Source organism: Microvirga arabica (assembly GCF_016811235.1).
Lineage (GTDB): Bacteria > Pseudomonadota > Alphaproteobacteria > Rhizobiales > Beijerinckiaceae > Microvirga > Microvirga arabica.
On sequence record NZ_JAFBID010000004.1, the window covers coordinates 141,651 to 162,844 of the forward strand.

The 21,194-nt window shown below is 60.2% G+C and carries 21 protein-coding genes; 12 read left to right on the forward strand and 9 right to left on the reverse strand.

Features of this window, described 5'->3' with window-relative positions; translation table 11 throughout:
* Nucleotides 1–164: 164 nt before the first annotated feature.
* Nucleotides 165–1,124, reverse strand: a complete 960-nt coding sequence (locus JQC81_RS03710) for a CAP domain-containing protein (protein WP_203270369.1) — start codon at nucleotides 1,122–1,124, stop codon at nucleotides 165–167.
* 1,486 nt (nucleotides 1,125–2,610) lie between these two features.
* Between JQC81_RS03710 and JQC81_RS03715 the strand changes: the two genes are divergently transcribed.
* Nucleotides 2,611–2,898: a hypothetical protein gene (locus JQC81_RS03715; RefSeq protein ID WP_203270370.1), complete on the forward strand. Its 288-nt coding sequence runs from the start codon at nucleotides 2,611–2,613 to the stop codon at nucleotides 2,896–2,898.
* Between the two features lie 134 nt (nucleotides 2,899–3,032).
* Here the strand turns inward: JQC81_RS03715 and hemA are convergent, their stop codons facing one another.
* Both hemA and JQC81_RS03725 read right to left on the reverse strand, forming a co-directional pair.
* The gene (hemA, locus tag JQC81_RS03720; RefSeq protein WP_203270371.1) at nucleotides 3,033–4,289 is read right to left on the reverse strand and encodes a 5-aminolevulinate synthase; all 1,257 of its coding nucleotides are present in this window, start codon (nucleotides 4,287–4,289) and stop codon (nucleotides 3,033–3,035) included.
* Between the two features lie 795 nt (nucleotides 4,290–5,084).
* Complete coding sequence (locus tag JQC81_RS03725) at nucleotides 5,085–6,002, reverse strand: amidoligase family protein (RefSeq protein ID WP_203270372.1); 918 nt, start codon at nucleotides 6,000–6,002, stop codon at nucleotides 5,085–5,087.
* A gap of 161 nt (nucleotides 6,003–6,163) precedes the next feature.
* On the opposite strand from JQC81_RS03725, the gene JQC81_RS03730 reads away from it, so the two are divergent.
* Together JQC81_RS03730 and JQC81_RS03735 are read left to right on the forward strand one after the other, a co-directional pair.
* On the forward strand, nucleotides 6,164–6,427 hold the full coding sequence (locus tag JQC81_RS03730) for a hypothetical protein (protein ID WP_203270373.1): 264 nt from the start codon (nucleotides 6,164–6,166) through the stop codon (nucleotides 6,425–6,427).
* A gap of 58 nt (nucleotides 6,428–6,485) precedes the next feature.
* The gene (locus JQC81_RS03735; RefSeq protein ID WP_203270374.1) at nucleotides 6,486–7,118 is read left to right on the forward strand and encodes a hypothetical protein; all 633 of its coding nucleotides are present in this window, start codon (nucleotides 6,486–6,488) and stop codon (nucleotides 7,116–7,118) included.
* A 630-nt stretch (nucleotides 7,119–7,748) separates the two neighbouring features.
* On the opposite strand, the gene JQC81_RS32925 is transcribed toward JQC81_RS03735, so the two are convergent.
* Nucleotides 7,749–8,459 (reverse strand): hypothetical protein, encoded by a 711-nt coding sequence (locus JQC81_RS32925; protein WP_246520204.1) that lies wholly within the window; start codon nucleotides 8,457–8,459, stop codon nucleotides 7,749–7,751.
* Nucleotides 8,460–8,666: 207 nt separating this feature from the next.
* On the opposite strand from JQC81_RS32925, the gene JQC81_RS32930 reads away from it, so the two are divergent.
* Both JQC81_RS32930 and JQC81_RS03745 read left to right on the forward strand, forming a co-directional pair.
* On the forward strand, nucleotides 8,667–9,572 hold the full coding sequence (locus JQC81_RS32930; RefSeq protein ID WP_246520205.1) for an OmpA family protein: 906 nt from the start codon (nucleotides 8,667–8,669) through the stop codon (nucleotides 9,570–9,572).
* 509 nt (nucleotides 9,573–10,081) lie between these two features.
* Nucleotides 10,082–10,684: a hypothetical protein gene (locus tag JQC81_RS03745; RefSeq protein ID WP_203270375.1), complete on the forward strand. Its 603-nt coding sequence runs from the start codon at nucleotides 10,082–10,084 to the stop codon at nucleotides 10,682–10,684.
* A 316-nt stretch (nucleotides 10,685–11,000) separates the two neighbouring features.
* On the opposite strand, the gene JQC81_RS03750 is transcribed toward JQC81_RS03745, so the two are convergent.
* The 3 genes from JQC81_RS03750 to JQC81_RS03760 all read right to left on the reverse strand — a co-directional run bounded on the left by JQC81_RS03750 (nucleotide 11,001) and on the right by JQC81_RS03760 (nucleotide 12,554).
* Nucleotides 11,001–11,357, reverse strand: coding sequence for a lysozyme inhibitor LprI family protein (locus JQC81_RS03750; protein WP_246520206.1), 357 nt, complete (start codon nucleotides 11,355–11,357; stop codon nucleotides 11,001–11,003).
* A 324-nt stretch (nucleotides 11,358–11,681) separates the two neighbouring features.
* On the reverse strand, nucleotides 11,682–12,089 hold the full coding sequence (locus tag JQC81_RS03755) for a BA14K family protein (RefSeq protein ID WP_203270376.1): 408 nt from the start codon (nucleotides 12,087–12,089) through the stop codon (nucleotides 11,682–11,684).
* 237 nt (nucleotides 12,090–12,326) lie between these two features.
* The gene (locus JQC81_RS03760; protein WP_203270377.1) at nucleotides 12,327–12,554 is read right to left on the reverse strand and encodes a hypothetical protein; all 228 of its coding nucleotides are present in this window, start codon (nucleotides 12,552–12,554) and stop codon (nucleotides 12,327–12,329) included.
* A 607-nt stretch (nucleotides 12,555–13,161) separates the two neighbouring features.
* On the opposite strand from JQC81_RS03760, the gene JQC81_RS03765 reads away from it, so the two are divergent.
* From JQC81_RS03765 to JQC81_RS03790, 6 genes are all read left to right on the forward strand, one after another.
* Entirely contained in the window at nucleotides 13,162–13,410 is a 249-nt protein-coding gene (locus JQC81_RS03765; protein ID WP_203270378.1) for a hypothetical protein, read from the forward strand.
* Between the two features lie 2 nt (nucleotides 13,411–13,412).
* On the forward strand, nucleotides 13,413–13,691 hold the full coding sequence (locus JQC81_RS03770; protein WP_203270379.1) for a hypothetical protein: 279 nt from the start codon (nucleotides 13,413–13,415) through the stop codon (nucleotides 13,689–13,691).
* Between the two features lie 182 nt (nucleotides 13,692–13,873).
* On the forward strand, nucleotides 13,874–14,239 hold the full coding sequence (locus tag JQC81_RS03775) for a hypothetical protein (protein WP_246520207.1): 366 nt from the start codon (nucleotides 13,874–13,876) through the stop codon (nucleotides 14,237–14,239).
* 1,050 nt (nucleotides 14,240–15,289) lie between these two features.
* The gene (minD, locus tag JQC81_RS03780; protein ID WP_203270381.1) at nucleotides 15,290–16,150 is read left to right on the forward strand and encodes a septum site-determining protein MinD; all 861 of its coding nucleotides are present in this window, start codon (nucleotides 15,290–15,292) and stop codon (nucleotides 16,148–16,150) included.
* Nucleotides 16,151–17,881: 1,731 nt separating this feature from the next.
* Entirely contained in the window at nucleotides 17,882–18,580 is a 699-nt protein-coding gene (locus tag JQC81_RS03785) for a CYTH domain-containing protein (RefSeq protein WP_203270382.1), read from the forward strand.
* Between the two features lie 13 nt (nucleotides 18,581–18,593).
* Nucleotides 18,594–18,848 (forward strand): WGR domain-containing protein, encoded by a 255-nt coding sequence (locus JQC81_RS03790; RefSeq protein WP_203270383.1) that lies wholly within the window; start codon nucleotides 18,594–18,596, stop codon nucleotides 18,846–18,848.
* Between the two features lie 85 nt (nucleotides 18,849–18,933).
* Here the strand turns inward: JQC81_RS03790 and JQC81_RS03795 are convergent, their stop codons facing one another.
* Both JQC81_RS03795 and JQC81_RS03800 read right to left on the reverse strand, forming a co-directional pair.
* A complete protein-coding gene (locus JQC81_RS03795) occupies nucleotides 18,934–19,275 on the reverse strand; it encodes a hypothetical protein (RefSeq protein ID WP_203270384.1) in 342 nt (113 codons plus the stop codon).
* A gap of 440 nt (nucleotides 19,276–19,715) precedes the next feature.
* Nucleotides 19,716–20,210, reverse strand: coding sequence for a 3'-5' exonuclease (locus JQC81_RS03800; protein WP_246520208.1), 495 nt, complete (start codon nucleotides 20,208–20,210; stop codon nucleotides 19,716–19,718).
* Between the two features lie 209 nt (nucleotides 20,211–20,419).
* On the opposite strand from JQC81_RS03800, the gene JQC81_RS03805 reads away from it, so the two are divergent.
* Nucleotides 20,420–20,635 carry a hypothetical protein gene (locus JQC81_RS03805; protein WP_203270385.1) on the forward strand — a complete coding sequence of 72 codons (216 nt, stop codon included), beginning with the start codon at nucleotides 20,420–20,422 and terminating at the stop codon, nucleotides 20,633–20,635.
* Nucleotides 20,636–21,194 lie beyond the last annotated feature (559 nt).

A 21,194-nucleotide genomic window follows, 5' to 3' on the forward strand; every position in this document is an offset into this window, starting at 1 on the left:
TGAGACGCCACCGGGCAGGCGGGTTATTCACCTTCTGAGGCAGCAATCTCCTTGCTCTGAACGTGGATTTTGCGCGTTGGTGCAGTTCGGCTCGATATTGAAGAGGAGGTGGAGATTATGCCGTGGACACGCTCTCAATTGGTGCCTAGAAGCAGGGCTGGACCTCACCGCCTCTGTCCCAGGACGGCGGATGCCGTCTTGAGCCCGTCTCCGTTCGTCTCAAGCGCAAGCCCGAAATGAGTGAAATCGCGGCTCAGGAGGCGGCTTCTATAGCCCGGGTCTTCAAGCCATTGTCCCACGAAATGCCGAATGTCTCCCTCGGTCGGCTCCGTGCCGCACCCCCCACAGCGGCCAAGGATTGCGGCCAAGGATTGCCAGTTGCGGGGTGCATCAGCGGCCAGGACAGCTGAGAGACGACCCTGTAGATCAAAATTCGACATGTCCTGGTCGGCTTGTGGCGCCAGCTTCGAAGCGGCGCGGGCCAAGGTCGGATCGGCCTCCAGGGGCCTACGGCCATTGTCACTGCGCTCTCTGTTGATCTGTTGGAGTGCTAGAGCGGTCTGGTCATCGGCCCCTGTCACTATGGACGCTCCACCTGGCTGCACTTCTCTCGGTGTGCCGGCCCCCGCGAAGGTCTGAACGGCATAGAGAGCCTGATTGGGGGCAGCTATGATGCCGAAGCCGAACCGATCCAGACCTCTCCGCAGGATGTTCTCGCGATGCGGTGGGCTGTTCATCCAACCCCTATGCAGCTTCGCGACGCTTTCCTCCGTCGGCGGGGAGGGGCAGCCCTGGCAACGTGCAATATTCTCTGCGATCACGTGCCAACGGCTGCCGCCGGCCTTGGAGTAGCGGTCGGCGACCGTATTACCCTGCGGCGATGTATGGGCGTAGTAGTTTCGCTGCAGCATGTCCTGTGCATGGCTCTGAGCCGCCTCGTTCAGAGCCGGCCCGAGCGAGAGGGGCTCCAATCCGAGTTCCTGCCGCTCCCTGTTGACAAGTTCGAGAGCTTTCTGCCGGAGCTGATCCAAGTTGCCCGTCTCAGCCGCAGTCATTGGCGCGGACCAGCCGACGAGGCTCGCGACAATAGTGAGGGCCGAGGCGAGACAACGAAGGCGCCTCAACCGTGCAATCCACTCGTGATGTCAGTGTCGAACCCAGGAACCCTAGTCGTCCTACCTTCACAGCCCTCAAAAATCTGCGCTCTCACAGCGCCAGATACCTCTAGGAGGCCGGCCAGCGACGCGGCGATAAGGAACAACCCGAGAGGCCGGCGGCAGAATGGATCTGACAGCAATGGCATCTTCGTCTCCTGAATTCGACCAGCGTTGACATCATCTCGGTCCCGTAGCGCCATCCTGCGCCGTTGATCGCATCTGAACCAGCATACCCGCAAGATCGCTCGCCACCCTCGGTAAGGGGCAGCATGAATTCAGTTTCCAAATCTCGGGCTGGCGAAGTCACTCTCATGGCAAACATAGGGGCTGCGGGAGTGTTCCTTTAAGTCTCGCCCATACCCTAAGAAGAGTACGCTCGGGGACATAGTTCATCGTGGTGTGCCGGCCGGTGGAACAGCGCCAGCGAAGCTTTCCTGCCGCGTAGCGTGCATTCGCCGGAAGCGCACCTGGTGCTTCGGCGAGCGGCTGGTGCCGCCCTCGATCCTGATAGGCGCTGCGGCGGCAGATTCGGCTCCATGATAGTGATCTGCCCTCGCGAATTCAGAACTGACAGCTTGACTGTGATGACATGAGTTTCTGCCACAAATCTGGTCCGGGACGCCTCGTTCTCATGAGGGTCCTTCGGAAGGGCCAATGCGGTCCCGGTCGACAGGATGTTGAGGTCGTGAGGGTGCGGGTTGGCGTCTACAAGAGCTGAGAAGGTCGGTCCCCAGCGCCGCGCTATGGACGATAGGTTATTGCCGGGCGAGAGCGTGGTCGGGAACCGCACCTCCCTAGCGTGCCTGCCAGGACAGCCGAACTCGCCGAAACACGTTGCGCCCAAGAAGGCAGACTCCAAGGAGGATTGAGGGCCCCGAAGGATTGGAGGGCTGAGACACTGCCTGACAGGTCGATTTCCGCCCCCACACGTCTAGGTGCAGCCTATGCTCCACCGACGCGGAGCAGGGAACCAACTTGCCTGTACAAACACAAATCGCAGACTTTGCAGGCATCACTTGAACGTAAGTAGGAATGGCTTCTGGCCTACTATGATGCCGTCCCTTCAGAGCGAAATGGTCCAGCTCCGTACAGGCAACGAGCAGATCGTTCGCTTTACCTAGGAACGACTGGCCTCGGCATTCTGTTCGACGCTTTGAGCATAGGTGCACCAGCTAGACGATAGGGAGAAGGACGATATCGCTGAGCCCGAACAGACCAGCGCCACCCACGATAATTCACCGAAAATTCCAGCAGGGGTGAAGAGACATCATACCCGGCAGGGAGCGGGCACGACGGCGTTCTTAACGACATGCGCTTCTGTACAGGACCGGACCCCGCATCCATACTCCATCACATGGCATGTCTGAACGGTTTTCGCAGTCGTCTGGCTTCAAGCCAAAGAGGTCATCTAGCGGTGCAATGCAGATCCGAAGGCGAAGAGGAGATGCAAGAAATGGTGTACACACTTTCTCGATTGGCGCCCGGAAGCTACGATGTGCTCCTGAACGGTGTCGTCGTGGCTGTCGTCGTCCGCGACGACGACAGCAGGGAGGCAGAATGGAGAGTAGAGTTGTTGGCTGACCTGCCGTCTGGAGAGAGGCCCCATCCTTTTACAAAGCTGGAACATACCTTCGGCACACTCGAAGCGGCTCGCAAGTGGCTTGGGAATGCCGAGGTTCTCAGCTCTGGGAAACCAAGAAGGACGAGAGACATACGAGACCTTTCGGAGCTTCGTCCCTGAGCCAGATTTCTCGGGGAGTTCTGCGCTCTCGTCGCTTCCTTGTGCGGGGACATTCGAGTCAGCAAGATTGCGGAAAGGCTAGGCATAGCGCGCGTGGAACGCCATTGCTGCCCGGTACAGTGCGTTGTTCCAATTTAAGCCGATCGGCGCGATGGTAGCGGAGGAGAGAGTTTGAGCTTCCTCCAAACCTCGACCAAGGCCGCAGCCAGGGCGTCGATATGGGCGTTGGAGTGGAACGGGCCGGGGGTGATGCGCAGGCGCTCCGTGCCCCGCGGCACGGTGGGGTAGTTGATCGGCTGGATGTAGATGCCGTGCTTCTCCAGGAGGCGGTCGGAGGCTGCCTTGCAGGCCTCCGCATCGCCCACCATGACCGGTACGATATGCGTGACCGTGTCGAGAACCGGCAGGCCGGCGCCGGCCAGAACTGCCTTGGTGCGGGCAACCTGGCGCTGCTGCTGCTGGCGCTCGGTGGAGGATTCCTTGAGATGCCGGATCGAGGCCGTGGCGGCCGCCGCGACCGCCGGCGGCAGGGCAGTGGTGAAGATGAAGCCCGGTGCGAAGCTGCGGATGGCATCCATCACGGCCTTGGTGCCGGTCAGGTACCCGCCCATCACTCCAAAAGCCTTCCCGAGCGTGCCCTCGATCACGTCGATCCGGTGCATGGCGCCTTCACGCTCGGCGATTCCGGCGCCGCGGGGGCCGTACATGCCCACCGCATGGACCTCGTCGATGTAGGTCATGGCGCCATAACGCTCGGCCAAATCGCAGATGGCATGGATCGGGGAGATGTCGCCATCCATGGAGTAGACGCTCTCGAACACGATCAGCTTGGGCCGGTCGCCGGCGGCCCGGAGAAGTTCCTCCAGGTGGTCGAGGTCGTTGTGGCGGAACACCGCCTTGTCGCAGCCGGACTGGCGCACGCCCTCGATCATGGAGTTGTGGTTGAGCGCGTCCGACAGGATGAGGCAGTTCGGGATCAGCCGGGCCAGGGTGGAGATGCCGGTCTGGTTCGACACATAGCCCGAGGTGAAGACAAGAGCCGCCTCCTTGCCGTGCAGGTCGGCCAGCTCCGCCTCCAGCTCGACGATGGGGTGGCTGGTGCCCGAGATGTTGCGCGTGCCGCCGGCCCCGGTACCGAGGCGCCAGGCCGTCTCCACCATGGCGCGGGTCACGTCCCGGTTCTGGCCCATGCCGAGATAGTCGTTGGAGCACCAGACCGTGATGGGGCGCGGACCATCCGGGGAGTGCCAGATGGCCTGGGGATAACGGCCCGCCAGCCGTTCGATGTCTGCGAAGACGCGATAGCGCCGCTCGGACCGAAGCTGGTCAAGCGCTTCTTGAAAACACGTGTGATAGATGTGCTTGCTATCATCAGGGAGGCGCGCTGACATGTCGACCTCGGCACAATCGAGAAATAATGAGCGTTTGCCGCTCCCGCTCGATCCTGAGTATCAAGCGAATGTTTGTAAAGGCATCGTGCCTCACGTGTGAGCTAGTGCCCGAGAGAGCACGGCCTGCTGGAGCTAACTGAACGTGTCGATCTTCGAGTGTTCACTTGCGTCAGTACACTGGAGGAACAACGAACAAAGCGCAGGGTTCGAGGAAACCTGATCTAAGGTACGATCTCGTACCAAGCCAATAGTCTTGGAGCGAGAATGAGCCAGTGTCGGAGCTCTGCACCTGTCTACACTCTGCCCAGGCGTCCCCGCGGTCGACAACGAGGCATTCTTGTCCGACGCCAGTCGTAGATCGGATCGGAGGACCTCCATAGAGAGATGAGCTCCTCAACGATCCGGATGCTGTTGTTTTTACTGGGGGCCCGGCGGTGGCGCGAGAGGTACATCGTCCGGTGACGAACCCTTTTCGTCTGCAGGGCTCTCATCCTCTGGGACGGGATCAAGTTCCGGAAGCTCAGGCAAAGGACCAGGAATGTCGAGCTCCTCCGATACGGGACATTCTGGTCTTGGGGTTCCTGCGATGTCGCAACTCCTTCATCAATCCATTTGTTTGCAGGCCACCAGTCAAGCGGCGGTTCCGCTTGGCCCTAGGGGATCTTCATCCGCTTGGATACCGACCCCACTCCGCCGGTTGCACCCGAGGCTACACCTGGTAGGAATGCCAGAACGGCCAGCCGCCTTTCAGGGTTGTGCGCTGACGTTGCGGTATTGGAATCAGCAAACTTGGGTTCACGGCAACATGGAGCTGCCTATCGTGCGCAGTTTTTCCGGGTCGGACGCGAGCCCCTCCACGACAAGCCAGCGATGCCAGTCTGGCATGATGCTCCACTCCGGGTCACTCAGGTGCACTTGCGGGAGGCGATAGTGGAAGGCCGGACGGGCGCCGATCTTCTCGTGAGGCAGCGCGGAGCGGACCCGTTCGTCATTGAGGTAGGCAAGGAGCGGCAGAAGGTCGAGAGCCCGGTCCCGGGTCGGGTTCGCGGCCAGATAATCCATAGTCAGATCGGGCAGGTCGGGCCAGTAGTCAGGAGCAAGCACCTGCCTGACGTAGTCCTGCGGGTAATCGGGCGGGAGGGCGCGGGCGAGTCGCTTGCTTCCTTGTGCGATGTCCCGCCGGAGACGGTCGCTCACGATGAGGAAGGCTTTCAGGAAAGCAGCAATCGTTGCCGCATCGAGGCGCGGCGGATCGATGTTGAAATGGAGGCCGAGCGAGTCCAGGAGCACCGCTCCTCTTCCGTGCGCTCCAGCATTCCGCAGGATGTCAACGAGCCCATCCAGCTCCGGCAGCCGATGAGTGGGCAACGGTGCTGTGACGAGTTCCCGCGGCACGAACGGGGACACCACCGTGCCGAGCCATGCGGCCGCCCGGTGGCCCAGCCTCAGCCCGAGGGTCGGATGCCGTTGGGGATGCACGTAACGGAGGTCCGTTTCGATCCTCATGTCACCAAGACGGGTGCCGCTGATCCTGAAGGCGTGAGCGTCTTCCGCATCAATGGAGCCACCAAGAGCGCGCGCAATGAAGCCGGCAGCGACTCGCGCGCTCGGCCCCATGAACTCGATTTCGACCCCCACGCGACGTATCACGCCGCCTGGGGCTGTTCGGATGGGAGCGCCCGATGTCTCGGTGGCGATTGCAAGATCATTCATGACTTGAGGGACATGGTCACAGCCGAGGCCAATGACAATGAACAACCAGGCGACATGACGGAATCGTAATGCTCCGATCATCCGTGTTTCATGACGTGGATGATAGCGTTCCGCTGCACCCTGCCTTAAGGCATGCATCTCGCAGGAAAAGGAAAGCTACAATGTGGGCTTCGTTCAGGGATCTCAGGGATGTCCTGGGGGCACATCGCTTCTGGAGTGCCGTTGCCCGGCTGACCATCTTGGGGGCGGTTGGGGTGGTTGTCCTCTTCGTGGCGATGTCGGCGATGATCTTGTTGTTGCCGCTGGCTCTGGTTGTGGGCCTCGCCCTCCATCTGTACGTCAGGCGTGTGCTGCGCCAAGCGGCGCGGCAGCCACGCCGCGGTCTTGTCATCGAGGGTGAGTACGTCGTCCTGGTGCGGCGATAGACCTGTGGCCCGAGGATCGGCACCTGCAAAAGGCTGCCTCAAATTCCACAATGAAGGAGTGACCGTTGATCCGCCGTGCCATCGTCCTTGCCCTTGTGGCTATCTTCGCTATTTCGGCACTCGCACCAATGATGACTTAGGCTTCCCACTTGATCTCAATGTAGCGATATCCAGCCTGCTGGCAATTTCTGCTTCAACACCCTCGGTGTGTCCGACACAACACTCGCGAATGCATGGACAAGCCGTGGAGCGCTGGCAAAGAACACAGGCGCTCGCATTCTGTCGCATTTCTGCCCCTATTATAGCTAAACAGGTGCTCTCCAAGCTGAACAATAGGGAAGGGTTAACCATGATTGCTCAGGCTACGGACAACACGCCTCCTGAAGCGTTCCTGGAATATGAAGGGGTGACGGTCTACCGCACCTTTCAGTTTGACGATCCCTCCACCTACCCACCTTCATCCCACATCTTCACCACCTCTCCGGACGGACGTTACGCCTCTGATCCCTTCCGGTTCGACATCCGTAGCCTGACGGTTCCTGCGGCATCAGCTGACGAGAGCGGTATGCGGGCAGGGGAGAAAGCTGCGATTGCGGCCGTGCTGGCGCAAGCCATCGATCGTGGCATGGTCACCCCGCCGGTTAACGGCTCCGCATCTCGGCCCGTGCAGGTTCACCAACAGGCTTGGTGAGCTTTGTTCACGTGGGCTCAAGCCTCTGCAGCAGGACAGGAGAACGCGTTGTGCATGTAGACTTCTGGAGCACTCGGATCGACATCTCCTGCCCCGACTGCCAACAGACATTTAAGGTCCGGCTTCGTAAGCTTCAGTTCGGTTCAGAGCTCGTCTGCCGACTCTGCCGACACGAGTTCGTGGCCAGCCGCGACTCTGATCTTCCCGAAGTCCAGGCCGCCCTTGCTCACATGAGCCACATTGTGGAGCAGCATCTCATTCCTTCGAAGCCTCGCACAGTCGGCGAAATTCCAGCACGGACAAACCCAGAGGGGGTTGCCGAGCTTCAGGCTAACCGGCTTGAGACACTTGCGACCAGAGGTGCGGCGAGCAGAGGACTCTTTGATCCTTGAGAAGATTGTCCGGTCCGAATCTTCATTCACTTCTCGTACATCCGAGAACTGCTCGTTTGACGACAAGTAAGCGAGCCTATCCAGGCTGTTATCTGGTGCTGGAGGCTCTTGCTAGCCTCTGATCGATCAAAGCTCTTCTCATGGTGATTCCTCGATGACACGCAAGCACCTGGCCCGCCTCCTGTTTGCCGGTGCCGCCGTTCCGCTCGTAACTTTTGGAGCTGGTGCACAGCCTCACTCACCTGTCTTTGCTGACATGCCGATCCATGAAAGTGCGACGTGGCGCGACGGATCGCTCCGTCCGGTGGATCGAGCTGGCCCCGTGCTGGCGCAGGCTGAAGAGCCGGACGAGCAAAGGCGCCGGCGCGACCAGGATGACCGAAGCGGAGGACAGAGCGACCGACGTGAGCGGCGTGAGGAGCGGCAACGGGACCAGCAGGGCCGGCAGCAACAACAAGAACAGCGCCGGCAGGAGCAAGACCGTCAACAGCGCAAGGAAGAGCGGCAGCGCGAGCGCGACAGACAGGACCAACAGCGCCAACGACAGGATGACGAACGGGGCCGGGAGCAAGAGCGAGCGCAACGTGAGCGCCAGCGGCTCCAAGAGCGCCAGGAGCAGCAACGCGAACAGGGACGCGAGCAGCGTCGTCAGGAACAGGACCGCCTGCGGGATCAGGAACGTCAACAACGGGATGAGGAGCGAGAGCAGTTTGAGCGTCGGCGCGAGCGCCAGAGGGATCAGGAACGCGAACAGCGCGAGGAGCAGCAGCGCGCCCAGGAACGACTGCAACGCCAGCGGCAACAAGAGCTGCAACAGCGTGAGCAACAGCAGCGTCAACTTGAGCGCCGGCAAGAACAGGAGCGTCAGCAGCAACGCCGGCAGGAGCAAGAGTTCCAGCAGAGGATCCAAGAGCGCCAGGATCGCCAGCAGCGGCTGGAGCAGGAGCAACTGCGCGAGCGGGACCGGCAGCTAAGAGAACAGGAGCGTCAGAGAAGCCAGCAGCAGGAGCGGCTCAACCGTCAACTGGAGCGCCAGCGGGATGAAGAGCGCCAGCAACAGCGTGAACGGGAGCAGCCAGACCTCGCACCCGAGGACAGCCGGAGAGACCCCGATCCGCGTGGGGACGTAAGACCAAGGTTCGAGAACCGGCGCGACTTGCGCTTGGAAGAACTTCGGGCATTACGGCGCGAGCGCGTTGAAGAGGGTGGGCGCCGCACCATCATTGAGGAGCAGGACCGCGTCATCGTGCGCGAGGGAGACCGCTACATCATCCGCCATGACGAGACGGACCGCTTCCGGCGCGCCTATGGTGACGCGCAGGTCCGGCGCGAGCGGCGCGGCCAGAACGATGTGACGATCGTCCGCCGTCCAAACGGAGTCGAGATCGTTACGATCCGTGACCCTGACGGCAACCTTCTGCGCCGGCTCAGGCGAGAGCCCGGTGGGCGTGAGGTGATCCTGTTTGAGAATGCGGCCCCAAGCCGCCGTGACCGAACCCTTGTCGAGGAGACCATTGTTCTGCCGCCCCCTCAGATCACTATCCCGCGCGAAAGGTACGTCGTCGAGGTCGAGGAGGCGAGCCAGGAGGACCTGTACGAGGCTTTCACGGCTCCGCCAGTGGAGCGGATCGAGCGTTCCTACACGCTCGATCAGGTGCGCCAGAGCCCGGCCCTTCGTGACAGGGTCCGGCGGGTGGATGTCGACACCGTGACCTTCGACTTCGGCTCCTGGGAACTCTCGCAGGAACAGGCACGAGCCCTGACCGGGGTGGGGCAAGCCTTGCGCCGAGCCATTGAGCGCAATCCCAGTGAGGTCTTCCTGATCGAGGGGCACACGGATGCGGTGGGCAGCGACATTGACAATCTCACGCTGTCAGACCGGCGGGCCGAGACCGTGGCGTCTCTTCTAAGCGAGATGTTCGGCGTCCCGGCTGAGAACCTCACGACGCAGGGCTACGGGGAGCAGTATCTGAAGATCAACACGCACGAGCCGGAACGCCAGAACCGGCGCGTCACTGTCCGGCGGATCACGCCCCTGCTGCGCAATGAGGCACGCCGGTAACGGCGTGCCCGCAAACACCAACGTGACACCAGGAGTCAGGCAGGAAGTTACAAAACTATGGGTCAAGTGACGGGAGTGACCACTGTCTTTTAGACCACCATCGCTCTACCCAAAGGGACATTCTTCACCAGGGGTCGTCAGCTTCAACTGCCATGTGACCGAGGTTGTGCACATGACCGCCCACAGTGTGTTCTTTGGATCTGTAGTGGGAGTTGCTTCCAAGGCTGTCGCAAAGCCCTTGATCTACGCACACGGAACCTACGGCACCTTTTCTCCAGAAGGTGGAGGGTTGTGAAGGTAAGATCAGGCGCTGCTGATCATGCTGCCAACACGAGCGCCCTGACTGACGCGCGGTAAGCGCTTATCCCTGGCAACAAAGCCTTAACCACGTCAACAGGAATCCCGCCGTTGTGCAGACCAACGCATTGTTCGCCTCTTTGCGCCCACACTCTTCCACCTGAATGAGCCGCACCGGACATCCGCTGTGTTGCGAATTAGGGGAGGGTTCAATGTTCCGAGAGCACGCAATGCGAATATTGACAGGCCGCTGGGTTCTTGTCGGGGCGCTTAGCCTGTCAGCCGCCGCAGGATGGGGCTCGTTTGCTATTTCAAACCACTCCGCGACGGCGATGGAGCGCCAGCTCCGCGACGAGCTGGGGAGCTTGCAAGAAGCTCAGGGCAAGCTGCTCTCCGAGCGGTCGAAGATGCGAGCCGCGTTGGCCGAGATGGCGCAACTGCGCACGGATCTTACGGCCACACGCACAGAGGTTGCTCGGCTTTCTCAGCTGGTGGGCCAAGCCCAGCCGGGGCCTCCTCCGGTCAGGCCTGAAACAAGGGAAAGCGCACGCACCAACGCAGCGATCGATACTGTGTCTAGAACGGGATCGATCGTGACGAAGGCAAGCAAGCCGCTGCCCGTCAAAGCGATCCCAGGAGACAAGACATCGCCACAGGACCGCGATAGTCAGACCGCGGTCAAGATCGCAACGCCAGACAGTCAGAAGAAGGACGCTGAGAGGTATCAACGGAGTGCGATGCCAACCATCAGACCTGAGCTGGATACCGCAAGCCTTCGAGAGCTGACAAAGTCAGTCGAGGCACAGGCACAGTGATGACCGCGGCCTCGAGGATGCGATCAGCGGCACGGGCAAGCTCCATAAATTCAATGCGCTTCGGATTGGCACAAGCGCTTACTCCGCACGGGAACAGCGGAGTTCAGGTTCCATAATGTTCGTTACCGGCCACATTCTTGTAGGCGCAAAGTTGAAATGTCAGCCCTGACTACTGTCCACATGTCCGTTTTCTGCTCAACAAGAGCTAAGTACGGTGGCAACAGACCTGATGCGGCAACAGGAGATGAACTTGATTGCTATCTTTGCAAGCTATGAGAGTCTCTACCTCACGGAGACAGTCCGCTTTAGAATGCAGTCAGGAGGGGCCTCGCTTGGAGAACACCTCAAAACCGCGCCTAAGTTGGCGGACGCGATCCTCATAGGCTTCGCCCAGACAGGCACGGTCCCCGCCACAGCCAGCACGACGCTTGAGCCAAGCGGCCTGTTCATCCTCCAGATCGCCACGAGCGCCCATCCCCAGAAGTGGCTTTAGCTGGGTGTAGAGAACGGACATCTCGACATCCGCATCATTCAGCTGAGGATTAGCGCAGATGGCTTTCTCGTCCACCGTCTCAGCCTTGGAGCAGTCGAAGCTGGCTGCCTTCGAGGGCTGCCATGCACCAACCAGCATCAGCACAGGCAGGGCAGTGAGCCAAAGAATTTTCCTGTTCATCGAACGATCCTAAAATCCTGACTGCAAGGAGAACCACTCCAGCCGGCAGAGGCTCCCAGTCAGACGGATCCGATTTGAAGCAGGGTTAACTGCAGGTGAAGGGTGCTTCTTTGGCACGCCCAAGTGAGAAGATCGTCAGCCGCCGCTCGTGGGATTGTATTTACCGGCCTGGCTTACCTGGCCAAGCTGCACCACCGCGAGTACGAGGTCGTACGCTGACTGTCTTGCACGCCAACATCAACTCGGAGGATTGGGCCCAGACCAGCCAAGAAAAAGAGGCTCTCAGCGAGCCTCTTTTGGTGGTTCGCTCCCTGACGGGTACGATTAGTAGGTGCAGACGTAGCGCATGCCGTTGCCGGCCAGGAAGGTTCCCGTGCCCGGATCGTAGGACCGGTACTTGCGGGCGCAGTAGGCCGCCAGTTGTGGGTCGACCGTGCCGGGAGGCGGCGGAGGCGCAGCCTGTGCCTGGTTGGCAATCGCGCCGGCAACGAGAGCGCCGGCAGCCAGACCAAGGACGCCTGCCGCGACGGCACTTCCGTTCCCGCCACGCCGGTAATAACGCGGACCATGATAGTAGCGAGGGCCACCGTAGTAGCGACGATACTGGGTGTAGCTTTCACCCGGGTACCGCTTCGTGATCTCAGGCATCTGAGGGCGGGGAGCCGCAATGGCCTGAGACAGCGGAGCCGCCAGCATGGAGGCGGCGAGAACCAAAGAGGCAAACTTACGCATCATTGTTTGATATGGCCTTTGTCAGTGAGTTATTAACAGGGGCAGACTGATGAGTATCCTTCCCCAAGGAAGCTCGGTTGAGTGTGGCGATCATCGAATCAGAAAGCTAAATCCGGAATGAACAAAGGACCTTCGACGGGTTACAAATTCGTAATCCATCTGATGGGCGCACGAGCAAAACCTTTGTTCTCGCCGCTCTTTAACTACGCCGGGAAAGTCTCCATCGGCTAAACCCTCTCAGAGAGGAGCTTGCTTGAGAAAGCATGGCACGATCGCCTCCTTCAGGCCCTCAGGCAGGTCGATCGGTGTCCTGATCGCCGGACTACTGGTGCTTGAGGCTGCAAGGTCGGAGAGGAGAGCCCGATACCTTCCGACCTTTGGCTCCTGCCCAGCATCGAAGCTTTCCGCCGTCACGTCATCGGGCAGGCCGCAGAACAGGCAAAGGAGTGTGAGGATGGCGCGCATGTTTCGAATCCGTCAGTGACGACAGTAGGGAAGCGCACCGTGGCATTTCCGGGATCGGAGGGACGTGCGCCCAAGCACGTGGCGTTTTAATTGGGCAACCCTCCCCAGCCACGGTCTGTCGCGTTGAGAACCCAGGTGTCGTCAGAAGATTTGCCGGCCACCAATCCGAAAACTTGGTCAAAAACCTGCCGTGATCTGGTTTGATGGCACGACCCTGCTGTGCTGGGCGGGAGACGAGCCTCAGCATTCCAGAAGGAGATGCCCCTGACGCGAAGGGCTCGCTCCTGGCATCAGTCGGATGCCTGGACAGCCAAACGCCTCGGCTGAGGAGATCGGGTTCAAGGACCCTCAGCCGAGGCGCGTGCGGTTCTCTGGAGCTGACACCGCAAGGCAAACTACGCCCGTCAACCGTGGCTATTTCATGAAGCGATCCAGAGGCTTCTCTGTTGGTTGTTCATCGCTGCAGGTTAACCGCACAATGTCGAAGAGATGGTGTTCAATTTGCGCAGGCTTGCCTCAGAACCCCGGTGCTGAGTAGGGCTTCTGTTGGGAGGCACGGTCCGCTATCCATCCTGCTGCTGTCATTGTCCTCTCCAGAAGGTTCAAAATGGCCTACAGACTCTCCCGGCTTGCCGCTGGCAGCTATGACGTGCTGCTCCATGGGGTGATTATCGCCAGTTTGGTCCAAAGCGGTAGAACAGATGATGCCACGTGGACGGCAGAGCTCCTGCTCGACTTGCCTCCTGGAGAGAGGCCTGCTCCGTTCACCGAACTCGAGCATACATTCAGCAGTCTTGAAGAAGCCCAGAGATGGCTCGGAGATGCTGAGATGCGTGATACAGGCGAGGACGCCTAGGCATGGCAGAGGTCATTCAGTTCCCGAAGCGGGCAGAGACACAGACACTTCATTTCGATGAGAAGCATGCCTTTGGTGAAATCGGCGGGCTGATGCTTTCTCTCGTACAGGAGAAGGACAAGGTAGAGGCGCCCTACACGCTCGTGCTGTTCGGCGGGAACGACGTGTTCTTCCCACTGGAGTCGTTTGAGCCAACACCTGAGGGCCTGGAACTCGCCAAGATCGCTGGCGACATCACACTTCGTGCACTTGCAGTGGGCCATGACAATTGGTCGGGATAGTCTCTCGGCCGAGAGGGCAGCACCCAAGAACCAGAAGTCGAGCCGGGATCACTCCACCCCTTCATTCAAGCACCACGCCGCAGCTTGCTTCCTCGTGGAAGGATAAAAGTCAGAAAGGCTGACGCAAAATGGCAAACAACCCGCGCAAACAGACTCCTCTTGCCAAGCACAGGCGAGACGATTTGGATGAGGCCCGCGAGGCATACCTCCTCGAACACACACCCGGTCTGAAGGAGCACGATGCAGCACAGCACAGCGCCTTCCTCCAGATTGAGGAGGATGCACTGGCCCGCCATCCCGATCCAACACCGGACGACATCGCCGCTGCGGAAGCCGCGGAGGCTGCCCTCCCGTCCAGGAGGAGGACGGAGATTCAACTACGACGAAGCTTTGAGCCCCTGGCTGTACATCTTCCCAAGGACGCTAGGCGCAAGCGCAAGAGCTTTGTCCAGCGTGGTCAGCGAGCGTGGAATAGAGCCAATCCGACACCGCTGACATGGGAGCTGGAGCGAACCCTCACGACAGAGTTCATGAAGGCTTGGCACTGACTGCCGATCGTACCGTCAGAAGGGGGCGCATAAGCCCGAGACGTCGAGCACGGGTTAAAGGAACGTTTACTCCCAAAACCGCTTTACCACACTCCACCTTCCACTGACGCCAGCGTCGCCTGCGCTGAACCCAGTGGAGCGGGTCTGTCTCGACCAGCGAGCGCTACCTCCTGCATCGCATGCTCAACGACTATGAAGCGGTGTTGGAGGCGGTCTGCCGAGCCCAGAGCCGACATCTCGACGATACAGGTTCTCTCGCACTATTGATGGCGTGGCGTACCTGACTGCGTCAGGGCCTCCTGAGCGGGTATCAGCTGTTCCGAGCCCCTGAAGCTTCAGAGGTCTGTCCAGTGTGGCCCTCGCTAATCAGCTCTCGCTAAAGCTGGATTTCTCGCCGCTGGCACCGAAATTGCTATCACCTGACAGGGTCATTCTAGCTGTGGTGTCGGACAGCTGGTTAAGGCTACGGGTCAGCTCGTAAATGACCCAGCGCCTAGCCCGGCGTGCTGAGGATCGTTTCATCACCACCTCCTGGCACGTGCAAGGTTCAGCGGCGAGGTCGGCTCGACGTGTCGATGGTGACGAGGTTTCCGGTGATCGGATCGAGAATGGTCATGAGCAGTTCTCTCTCGTTCAGGCACAGGAGCAACGCCGTGCCTGCAGTTTCGATCAGATGCGATTGGGATTGTGGTTACGAGACAGTTACTGCACGGGACGCTCACATCCCCAAAGCAGATCGAGGCAGTTCATCCGCGCCCCGACTGCTTTGGAGGTGAGGGCTGATCCGAAACCCAGCGGATCAGCCAGAGCATGGTCGCGGCAACATGGTTAATGGATCGCTAACAAGCCTCCTAATGGCTGTACTGTGTCCTTACTTCAGTCTGTTAACCGTTTGGTAACCACCTCAAGCGCCGAATGGGCCTGCCTACGAGGGGCATGGCCGATACTGCTCCCGTTTGTTCCGGCCTCATTCCGTGCTGCTGCCCCTCATCACGCTTGTGCCTGCGTGGGTGCCGTGCCCCTCACGGCCTCTCTGGAGAAATGCCAGCGATGAAGAAGCCACGGCCAAAGCATAACAAGGCAAAGACAAAGGTCAGACAGGGCAGGGTGCTCGTGGTGACCTCCGGCAAGGGTGGTGTCGGCAAGACTACCTCCACGGCCGCCTTAGGTGCGGCACTCGCCCAGAGCGGCCATAAGGCGGTGGTCGTGGACTTTGACGTGGGCCTGCGCAATCTGGATCTGGTCATGGGCGCCGAGCGCCGCGTGGTCTTCGATCTGATCAACGTCATTCGGGGTGAGGCCAAGCTCGCGCAGGCCCTCATCCGGGACAGGCGTCTCGACACGCTGTCTCTCCTGCCGGCCTCGCAGAGCCGGGACAAGGACAGCCTCACCGAGGATGGGGTGGCGCGGGTCATCGCAGAGCTGCGGGCTCAGTTCGATTGGGTGATCTGCGACAGTCCCGCCGGGATTGAGGCGGGAGCGACCCTCGCGATGCGGCATGCGGATGTGGCTGTCGTCGTGGTGAACCCGGAGGTCTCCTCGATCCGCGATGCTGATCGCATTATCGGTATGCTCGATGCCAAGACCGTCAAAGCCGAGAGCGGGCAGCACATCGACAAACATCTGCTTCTCACCCGCTACGATCCCGTTCGTGCCCGGCGCGGCGAGATCATGAAGGTAGAGGACGTGTTGGAGATCCTGTCCATTCCGCTTCTTGGCATCATCCCAGAGAGCGGAGAGGTGCTGCGCAGTTCAAACGTCGGAGCGCCAGTGACCTTGGGCAGTCCCGCCAGTGCACCGGCTCAAGCCTACCTTGAAGCCGTCCGACGACTGAACGGCGAACGTACCGTGGTCACGCAGAGCGATAAGCCTCGCCTGTTCCATAGGCTGTTCACCCGACGAGCTGCCTAGACCTGCTCTGCCGCCGCACAAGAGCGAGATCTGATGCTATCCGGGAGAAGCAGCGATGCAGAAGATGTACTGAACACGCGAAGAGATTGAGGCAAACACTATTGGGCCTTGATCTTGACCCCGCACAAGCAAGCTCTTACGTCATCATCTTTCAAACCCATAATCAGCATATACGATGAAGCGTAACTCGAAGCCTTTCTCTGTCGAGATCAAGAAGTCCCGTGGCCAAGGTCAGCGTAGCTACTTCCCGCCAAGGCATTTATTTGCGACAACCGCTGTTGAGGCCACAAGAGTCTTCCCGAAGGACGCGCCTCGGGTAGTGCCTGAGCCATCTGCCGCCCCGCGCATTCTGCCGAGCATCGTCAAGCCTCTATGTAGCAGGTCAGAGCCCATTGAGCCTGCCCGCCGCAAGCGCTCTTCAGGCGAGGCCAACCGAGGTCAGATGGAGTTCAATCTGACTGCGACTGTCTCGGAGGACGTGAAAGACGCACACGCAGGAGCGCCAGCCAGCACCAAAACCGTGCCCCAGGCTGACAACGCTCCTGTTGATGCAGAGGACGCGCTGCCCATCCATGACGTTCAGCCCGCACAAGGTGACGGCGTGAAGGCCAAGTCTCGGAAGCCACGGAAGAAGGGCTCTGGAACTGCTGAACAGGAGATAGCATCCGAGCCACTTCCGGAGGTAGAGACGCCTGCACCATCAGTCGTGTCGAAAGTGGCCCAGCGCAGGATAACGAAGCGTCTAGCCGCCACGGCTCAACTCCCGCGCCATGAACGCTGGAAGAGGCGCCTTCATCCCGCTGCCCGGTAAGTTCATTACCCTGTCGGATTTTCAGACTCACCTCGCAACGCCACAGCGACATCCGCCGGCGGTACGCCGCGGTGCCACAGGACATAGACGGTGCGATAGCGCGGTGGCGCCAGGCCAGAAGCCTGGCACGCCGCAACAGCCTGATCGTGCGCCCTGCGAATGCTGCCAAACGGGGCCCTGTCGCCCTGCCTCCAAGTCGAGGAGCGACAGCTCAGGATAGCGCGCCAGATGATGACCTGTTTCAGGTGCGGAAACCTGCGGCCTTTGCGTGTGGTCTTTGGTCTGGAAGCCGGGCTCAGCACATTCTTCGCGCGTTCTCGTGCCAGCGCGAAGCGACGCTGGAGGGCACGGTGGGGGAGATCCTGCCCCTCATCATCCGGATTTGCACCGCGCTGTTCGGCATCACGCAAGGCCGCCCTCAACCGTGCGATCCGCCAAGCCGGAATGGTTTCGAAGGGCGCAGTGTTCATTTCTTTCCGCCATTAGATCGTTGCTCTCCTGCCGTTCAGCGGGGGAGTGACTCCATCTCAGGTTACACCTCGACTGCTGCCGGGATCTTCCCGTCATTGGTGTTCGATCGTGTCGTGACCGTCGATCTGAACTCGGGCTCCCGATCACAGGTGCCTTGGCGGAGAGCCCGGACAGCCAGATTTCTCCGTTTGAGCCTCGGAGTGAGGGCTCCTTGCATTGCCATGTCATTCCTCTCGCGAGCATCGTCGCTTCGTCTATATGCGTGGCGAAGGCGCTGACCCGCTGTTTATCCACAATCGTCAGTACCTGACGCAGCGCAAAATCCGCGAGGAGAAGTCCGGCGCCGGCGGCTGAACAGAAACTATATTGCGCCTTTCAGGGTTGCCTCGTCCTTTCTCCGCCATATACGAATAAAGGCCTTCTTCAACTTCTTTCATTCTCAGGGTTTCATGACCATCCGCCGCCGATTTCTCCTCGCTTCGTCCCTGGCCCGCCTGATCCAGCGAGAAAGGGGCGGCCTGCGTCAGATCGAAGGTTTCTTCCCGGAACAGCGGGACCGCAGCTCCTGGGTCCGGCTCGAGGAGAACAGGGGTCTGCTGATCCTCCGGACGGCGGGTCCGCACGGGGAGATAGAGGAACAAACCGAGGTGCCGGTGGGGCACGCCCATGCGCTGCTCGATGTCTGTGCCGGCGAGATCGAGTACACCCGCATAAGGCTCGGAATCGGCGATCGTGACGCCCTCGTTGACCAATTCAACCGGCCGCGGGACCTGCACTTCGTCACGGTGGAGTTCGATGGCGAGGCCGAGAGCAGGGAGTTCCAGCCGCTTCCATGGTTTGGTCCTGAGATTACGGCGGAGGCCCGCTATAGCAATCAGGCCATTGCCCTGAGAGGCGTCGAACAATACCAGGATGCTCCCCTGTCCGATGAGGCGCTCAACGGCCTGCTCGACACCCTGGAGAACCGCTTCCCGGTCCAGCCGCGGAAAGCCACCAGCCGTCCCACCGCTAAGCAAGTGCCTGTCACCAAGGCTCCGGCTGGGCCGTCTCAAGTGGACCGCTGGGGTGTCCAGGTCAACCTTGACGACATCGAGGCGGCCATGATGGCTGAGATGGAGCGTACGCTGCAGAAGGGCGGCCGCGAGTAAGGTTATCTGCCGAATGCCTGACGTTCGCTCGCCTATCCGGCACCATCTGGTGCTCTACCGGCGCGATCCGGAGCAGGGCAGGGCACGCTTCTTCAGCCTGATGATCGAGCGCGACCTGTTCGGCACGATCCGGCTGGTTCGCAACTGGGGCTCGGTAGGTTCTAAAGGCCAGGAGAAAAGTGATATATTCCCCAGCGAGGTGGAAGCCGCTCGGGCGCTTGAGGGCTGGGCCAAGACCCAGCGGCAAAAGGGCTACACCGACCTTTAACGCGGTGGCGCACTCACGAGCCGCAGCTCGTCCTGTTAAGCAGGTGACGGATGGCTGTAGCTTCTGCTGCCGGGGTGGTGCGGCCTCAGTCGATGTCCGCTACGTCCACACACTCGCCGCCTTGAAGATCGTGAAAGCTGACGCGCACTTTCGCGATATGACCGATCCGCTCGGACGGAGCGCCCAAACCAAGAGAAGGGTTCATCTCGCCCCTCATGCATTCGTTGCTCCCGGCCAATCTGAGTTGGACTTGGCGGCGCCGCAGGTGCGCCTCGAACTCATGAATTGCCCGCAGGGTTGTCGCATCGACATCGACATCAATGCGACAGACCTGTTTGCCGTTCTCGCCTGAGGCGATGTGCGCCTCTTCCAGCAGAGAAGCAAGCTCCGTGGGCCATTCAACGACAGGGGTTTGATGGAGCGGCATGCGGCACCCTCACTCAACATTCTGGCCTCTGGACAGCCCGATGTGAGTAAAAAAGAAGCCAAGCTCACAGGTTCCACAGCTACCTATATCGAGTAAGCGCTGACGAACGCACGCGTAGCGGCGTGCGTCCGGGCCTTGTCCGACTGCGCCTCGTCCCCGGATTGTCAGAATGCCATCTGCCACCGGCTCAATCCAACGCCGTCGGTACGCTCCAAAACGACCGACAGGATCCCAGACCGGAGGAAGGCTGGCTTCGATCCCATTAGGCCAGTCACGATCCTTGGCTCATTGTCATTGGACGGCGCCGGCGGCGTCGCCCCCCTGTCGATCTGTCGCTTGCACATGACATCCCCTCATCCCGCTGGAGGACTATCAGGCTTGAATTGCGTAAGGATGTCATCGTCTGCTGCGACGGCCGCAACATGTGGCTGCCGCAACAGTCAGGATCGCTCCGCCGGGGTGAGCTTCAGAAACAGATGGGCTGCCAATAATGCGTCATTCAACGCGTCGTGCTCTTCCCGGAGATGATCAATGCTGATACCTGCTTGCGCACAGGCGTGACGGAGCTTGCCAAGAAGGCCCGCACGCTTCGCCAGAGCCATGGTGCACCGGAAGCGCTCTCGTGAGTACGTCGGCCGTGCCGCACGCTCGAACTCCCGTCTGAGAGTGTTGTACTCATAGGCGTAGTTGTGCGCGACAATCCTGTCGTCCCCGATGAAGCCGATCAGATCATGAATGACGTGCTCGAAGTACGGTTCTTTCTCCACATCAGCCAATGAAATGCGATGGACTGCATAACAGAACGGGCTCATGGCCGATCGTGGTTTGATCCTCCGGACACGAACGAGAAGAAATGGTCCTGCCGATGATCTCAACAGCGGCAATTTCGATGATGTGATCGTAGGATTGAGCAGTTTCGATGTCGATGACGACATGCCGGTCAGATTGTTTCATTGTTCGACATCTTAGGTCATTCTGGATGATCAGGCCTGGAGCAACCCGCCCGACATGTGATTTGCGGGTGATGCTAAGGCAGCCACGGCTCGGGCGCCAGATTGTGGACGTTCTTGCAAGCCTCACGCAAGCTTAACCTGCTATCAAGAGTCAAGGCGCACTGTGCCCCCTCCACTCAGGGAGACGGCATATGAGCGAATGGCATCAGCGCGATCACGTCTCGATGACCGAGGAGAAGCTCGTTCGGGCGGTTCACATCCTCGCCGACATCGTGGAAACAAACAGTCCAGCTTTTCGCCCGCTGTATCATGACCTGCGGCAGCAGCTGACCGATCTGCGCCTGCAGCAGCAGGCGGAAGCTGCCGCCAAAGCCAGAGCCGCTCAGGACAGCAGCAAGGTTGCCTGAGCCTCAGGAGCGTGAGCATCTCGTACGGGGGCTGATGATCGCGCCCCAGGAAATCCGTAGGGCTTAGAACGATCCTAGGCCCTACCCAGAGTACGTGCTTAGGTCGACGCTTCAAAGAGGGCTCCCGGTGAACGTGGTCCGGTGCGTTGGGGCGATGGTACGCCGGGTTGCGACCGTCAGTTGGTAAGAGACACGCCGTATGCCGAATGGTCTTCCTCGCTCGGCCAGAACCTACTGATTGGTGCACGGATTTTAGTTCCAGAGCAGTTCTCCCGTGACTGCTCGAAAGAACTGCTGCATCCGTGGTTGGACTGATTGTTCCTGGCACCGAGGCATCAGCTCGTAGTTGACATCAACATTTGCAGCATGGGTTCCGCGGCTTTTGTCGTCACCCGTGCGAGCCGGGCAGGTGCCGTCGCAAGTGGACAGGTCCCCAGTCTAACCGTCTGTTTACGGTTTGCTCCCAGAGTCACGACACCGCCGGAATCAGCTTGGCCAATCACCGTTCAATTGCGTCAGAGATCATGCATTCAACCCGTAAGCCACCCTTCGCCCCACC

Bases quoted from the DNA above. Each gene is read 5' to 3' on its own strand.
- JQC81_RS03730 (WP_203270373.1), top strand. From the start codon at position 6,164: ATGTGGGCTTCGTTCAGGGATCTCAGGGATGTCCTGGGGGCACATCGC.
- JQC81_RS03745 (WP_203270375.1), top strand. From the start codon at position 10,082: ATGTTCCGAGAGCACGCAATGCGAATATTGACAGGCCGCTGGGTTCTT.
- JQC81_RS03800 (WP_246520208.1), bottom strand. From the start codon at position 20,210: ATGTCGTCATCGACATCGAAACTGCTCAATCCTACGATCACATCATCG.
- hemA (WP_203270371.1), bottom strand. From the start codon at position 4,289: ATGTCAGCGCGCCTCCCTGATGATAGCAAGCACATCTATCACACGTGT.
- JQC81_RS03760 (WP_203270377.1), bottom strand. From the start codon at position 12,554: ATGCGCGCCATCCTCACACTCCTTTGCCTGTTCTGCGGCCTGCCCGAT.
- JQC81_RS03770 (WP_203270379.1), top strand. From the start codon at position 13,413: ATGGCAGAGGTCATTCAGTTCCCGAAGCGGGCAGAGACACAGACACTT.
- JQC81_RS03790 (WP_203270383.1), top strand. From the start codon at position 18,594: ATGCCTGACGTTCGCTCGCCTATCCGGCACCATCTGGTGCTCTACCGG.
- JQC81_RS03725 (WP_203270372.1), bottom strand. From the start codon at position 6,002: ATGAATGATCTTGCAATCGCCACCGAGACATCGGGCGCTCCCATCCGA.
- JQC81_RS03795 (WP_203270384.1), bottom strand. From the start codon at position 19,275: ATGCCGCTCCATCAAACCCCTGTCGTTGAATGGCCCACGGAGCTTGCT.
- JQC81_RS03785 (WP_203270382.1), top strand. From the start codon at position 17,882: ATGACCATCCGCCGCCGATTTCTCCTCGCTTCGTCCCTGGCCCGCCTG.
- minD (WP_203270381.1), top strand. From the start codon at position 15,290: ATGAAGAAGCCACGGCCAAAGCATAACAAGGCAAAGACAAAGGTCAGA.
- JQC81_RS03750 (WP_246520206.1), bottom strand. From the start codon at position 11,357: ATGAACAGGAAAATTCTTTGGCTCACTGCCCTGCCTGTGCTGATGCTG.
- JQC81_RS03805 (WP_203270385.1), top strand. From the start codon at position 20,420: ATGAGCGAATGGCATCAGCGCGATCACGTCTCGATGACCGAGGAGAAG.
- JQC81_RS03765 (WP_203270378.1), top strand. From the start codon at position 13,162: ATGGCCTACAGACTCTCCCGGCTTGCCGCTGGCAGCTATGACGTGCTG.
- JQC81_RS03715 (WP_203270370.1), top strand. From the start codon at position 2,611: ATGGTGTACACACTTTCTCGATTGGCGCCCGGAAGCTACGATGTGCTC.
- JQC81_RS03755 (WP_203270376.1), bottom strand. From the start codon at position 12,089: ATGCGTAAGTTTGCCTCTTTGGTTCTCGCCGCCTCCATGCTGGCGGCT.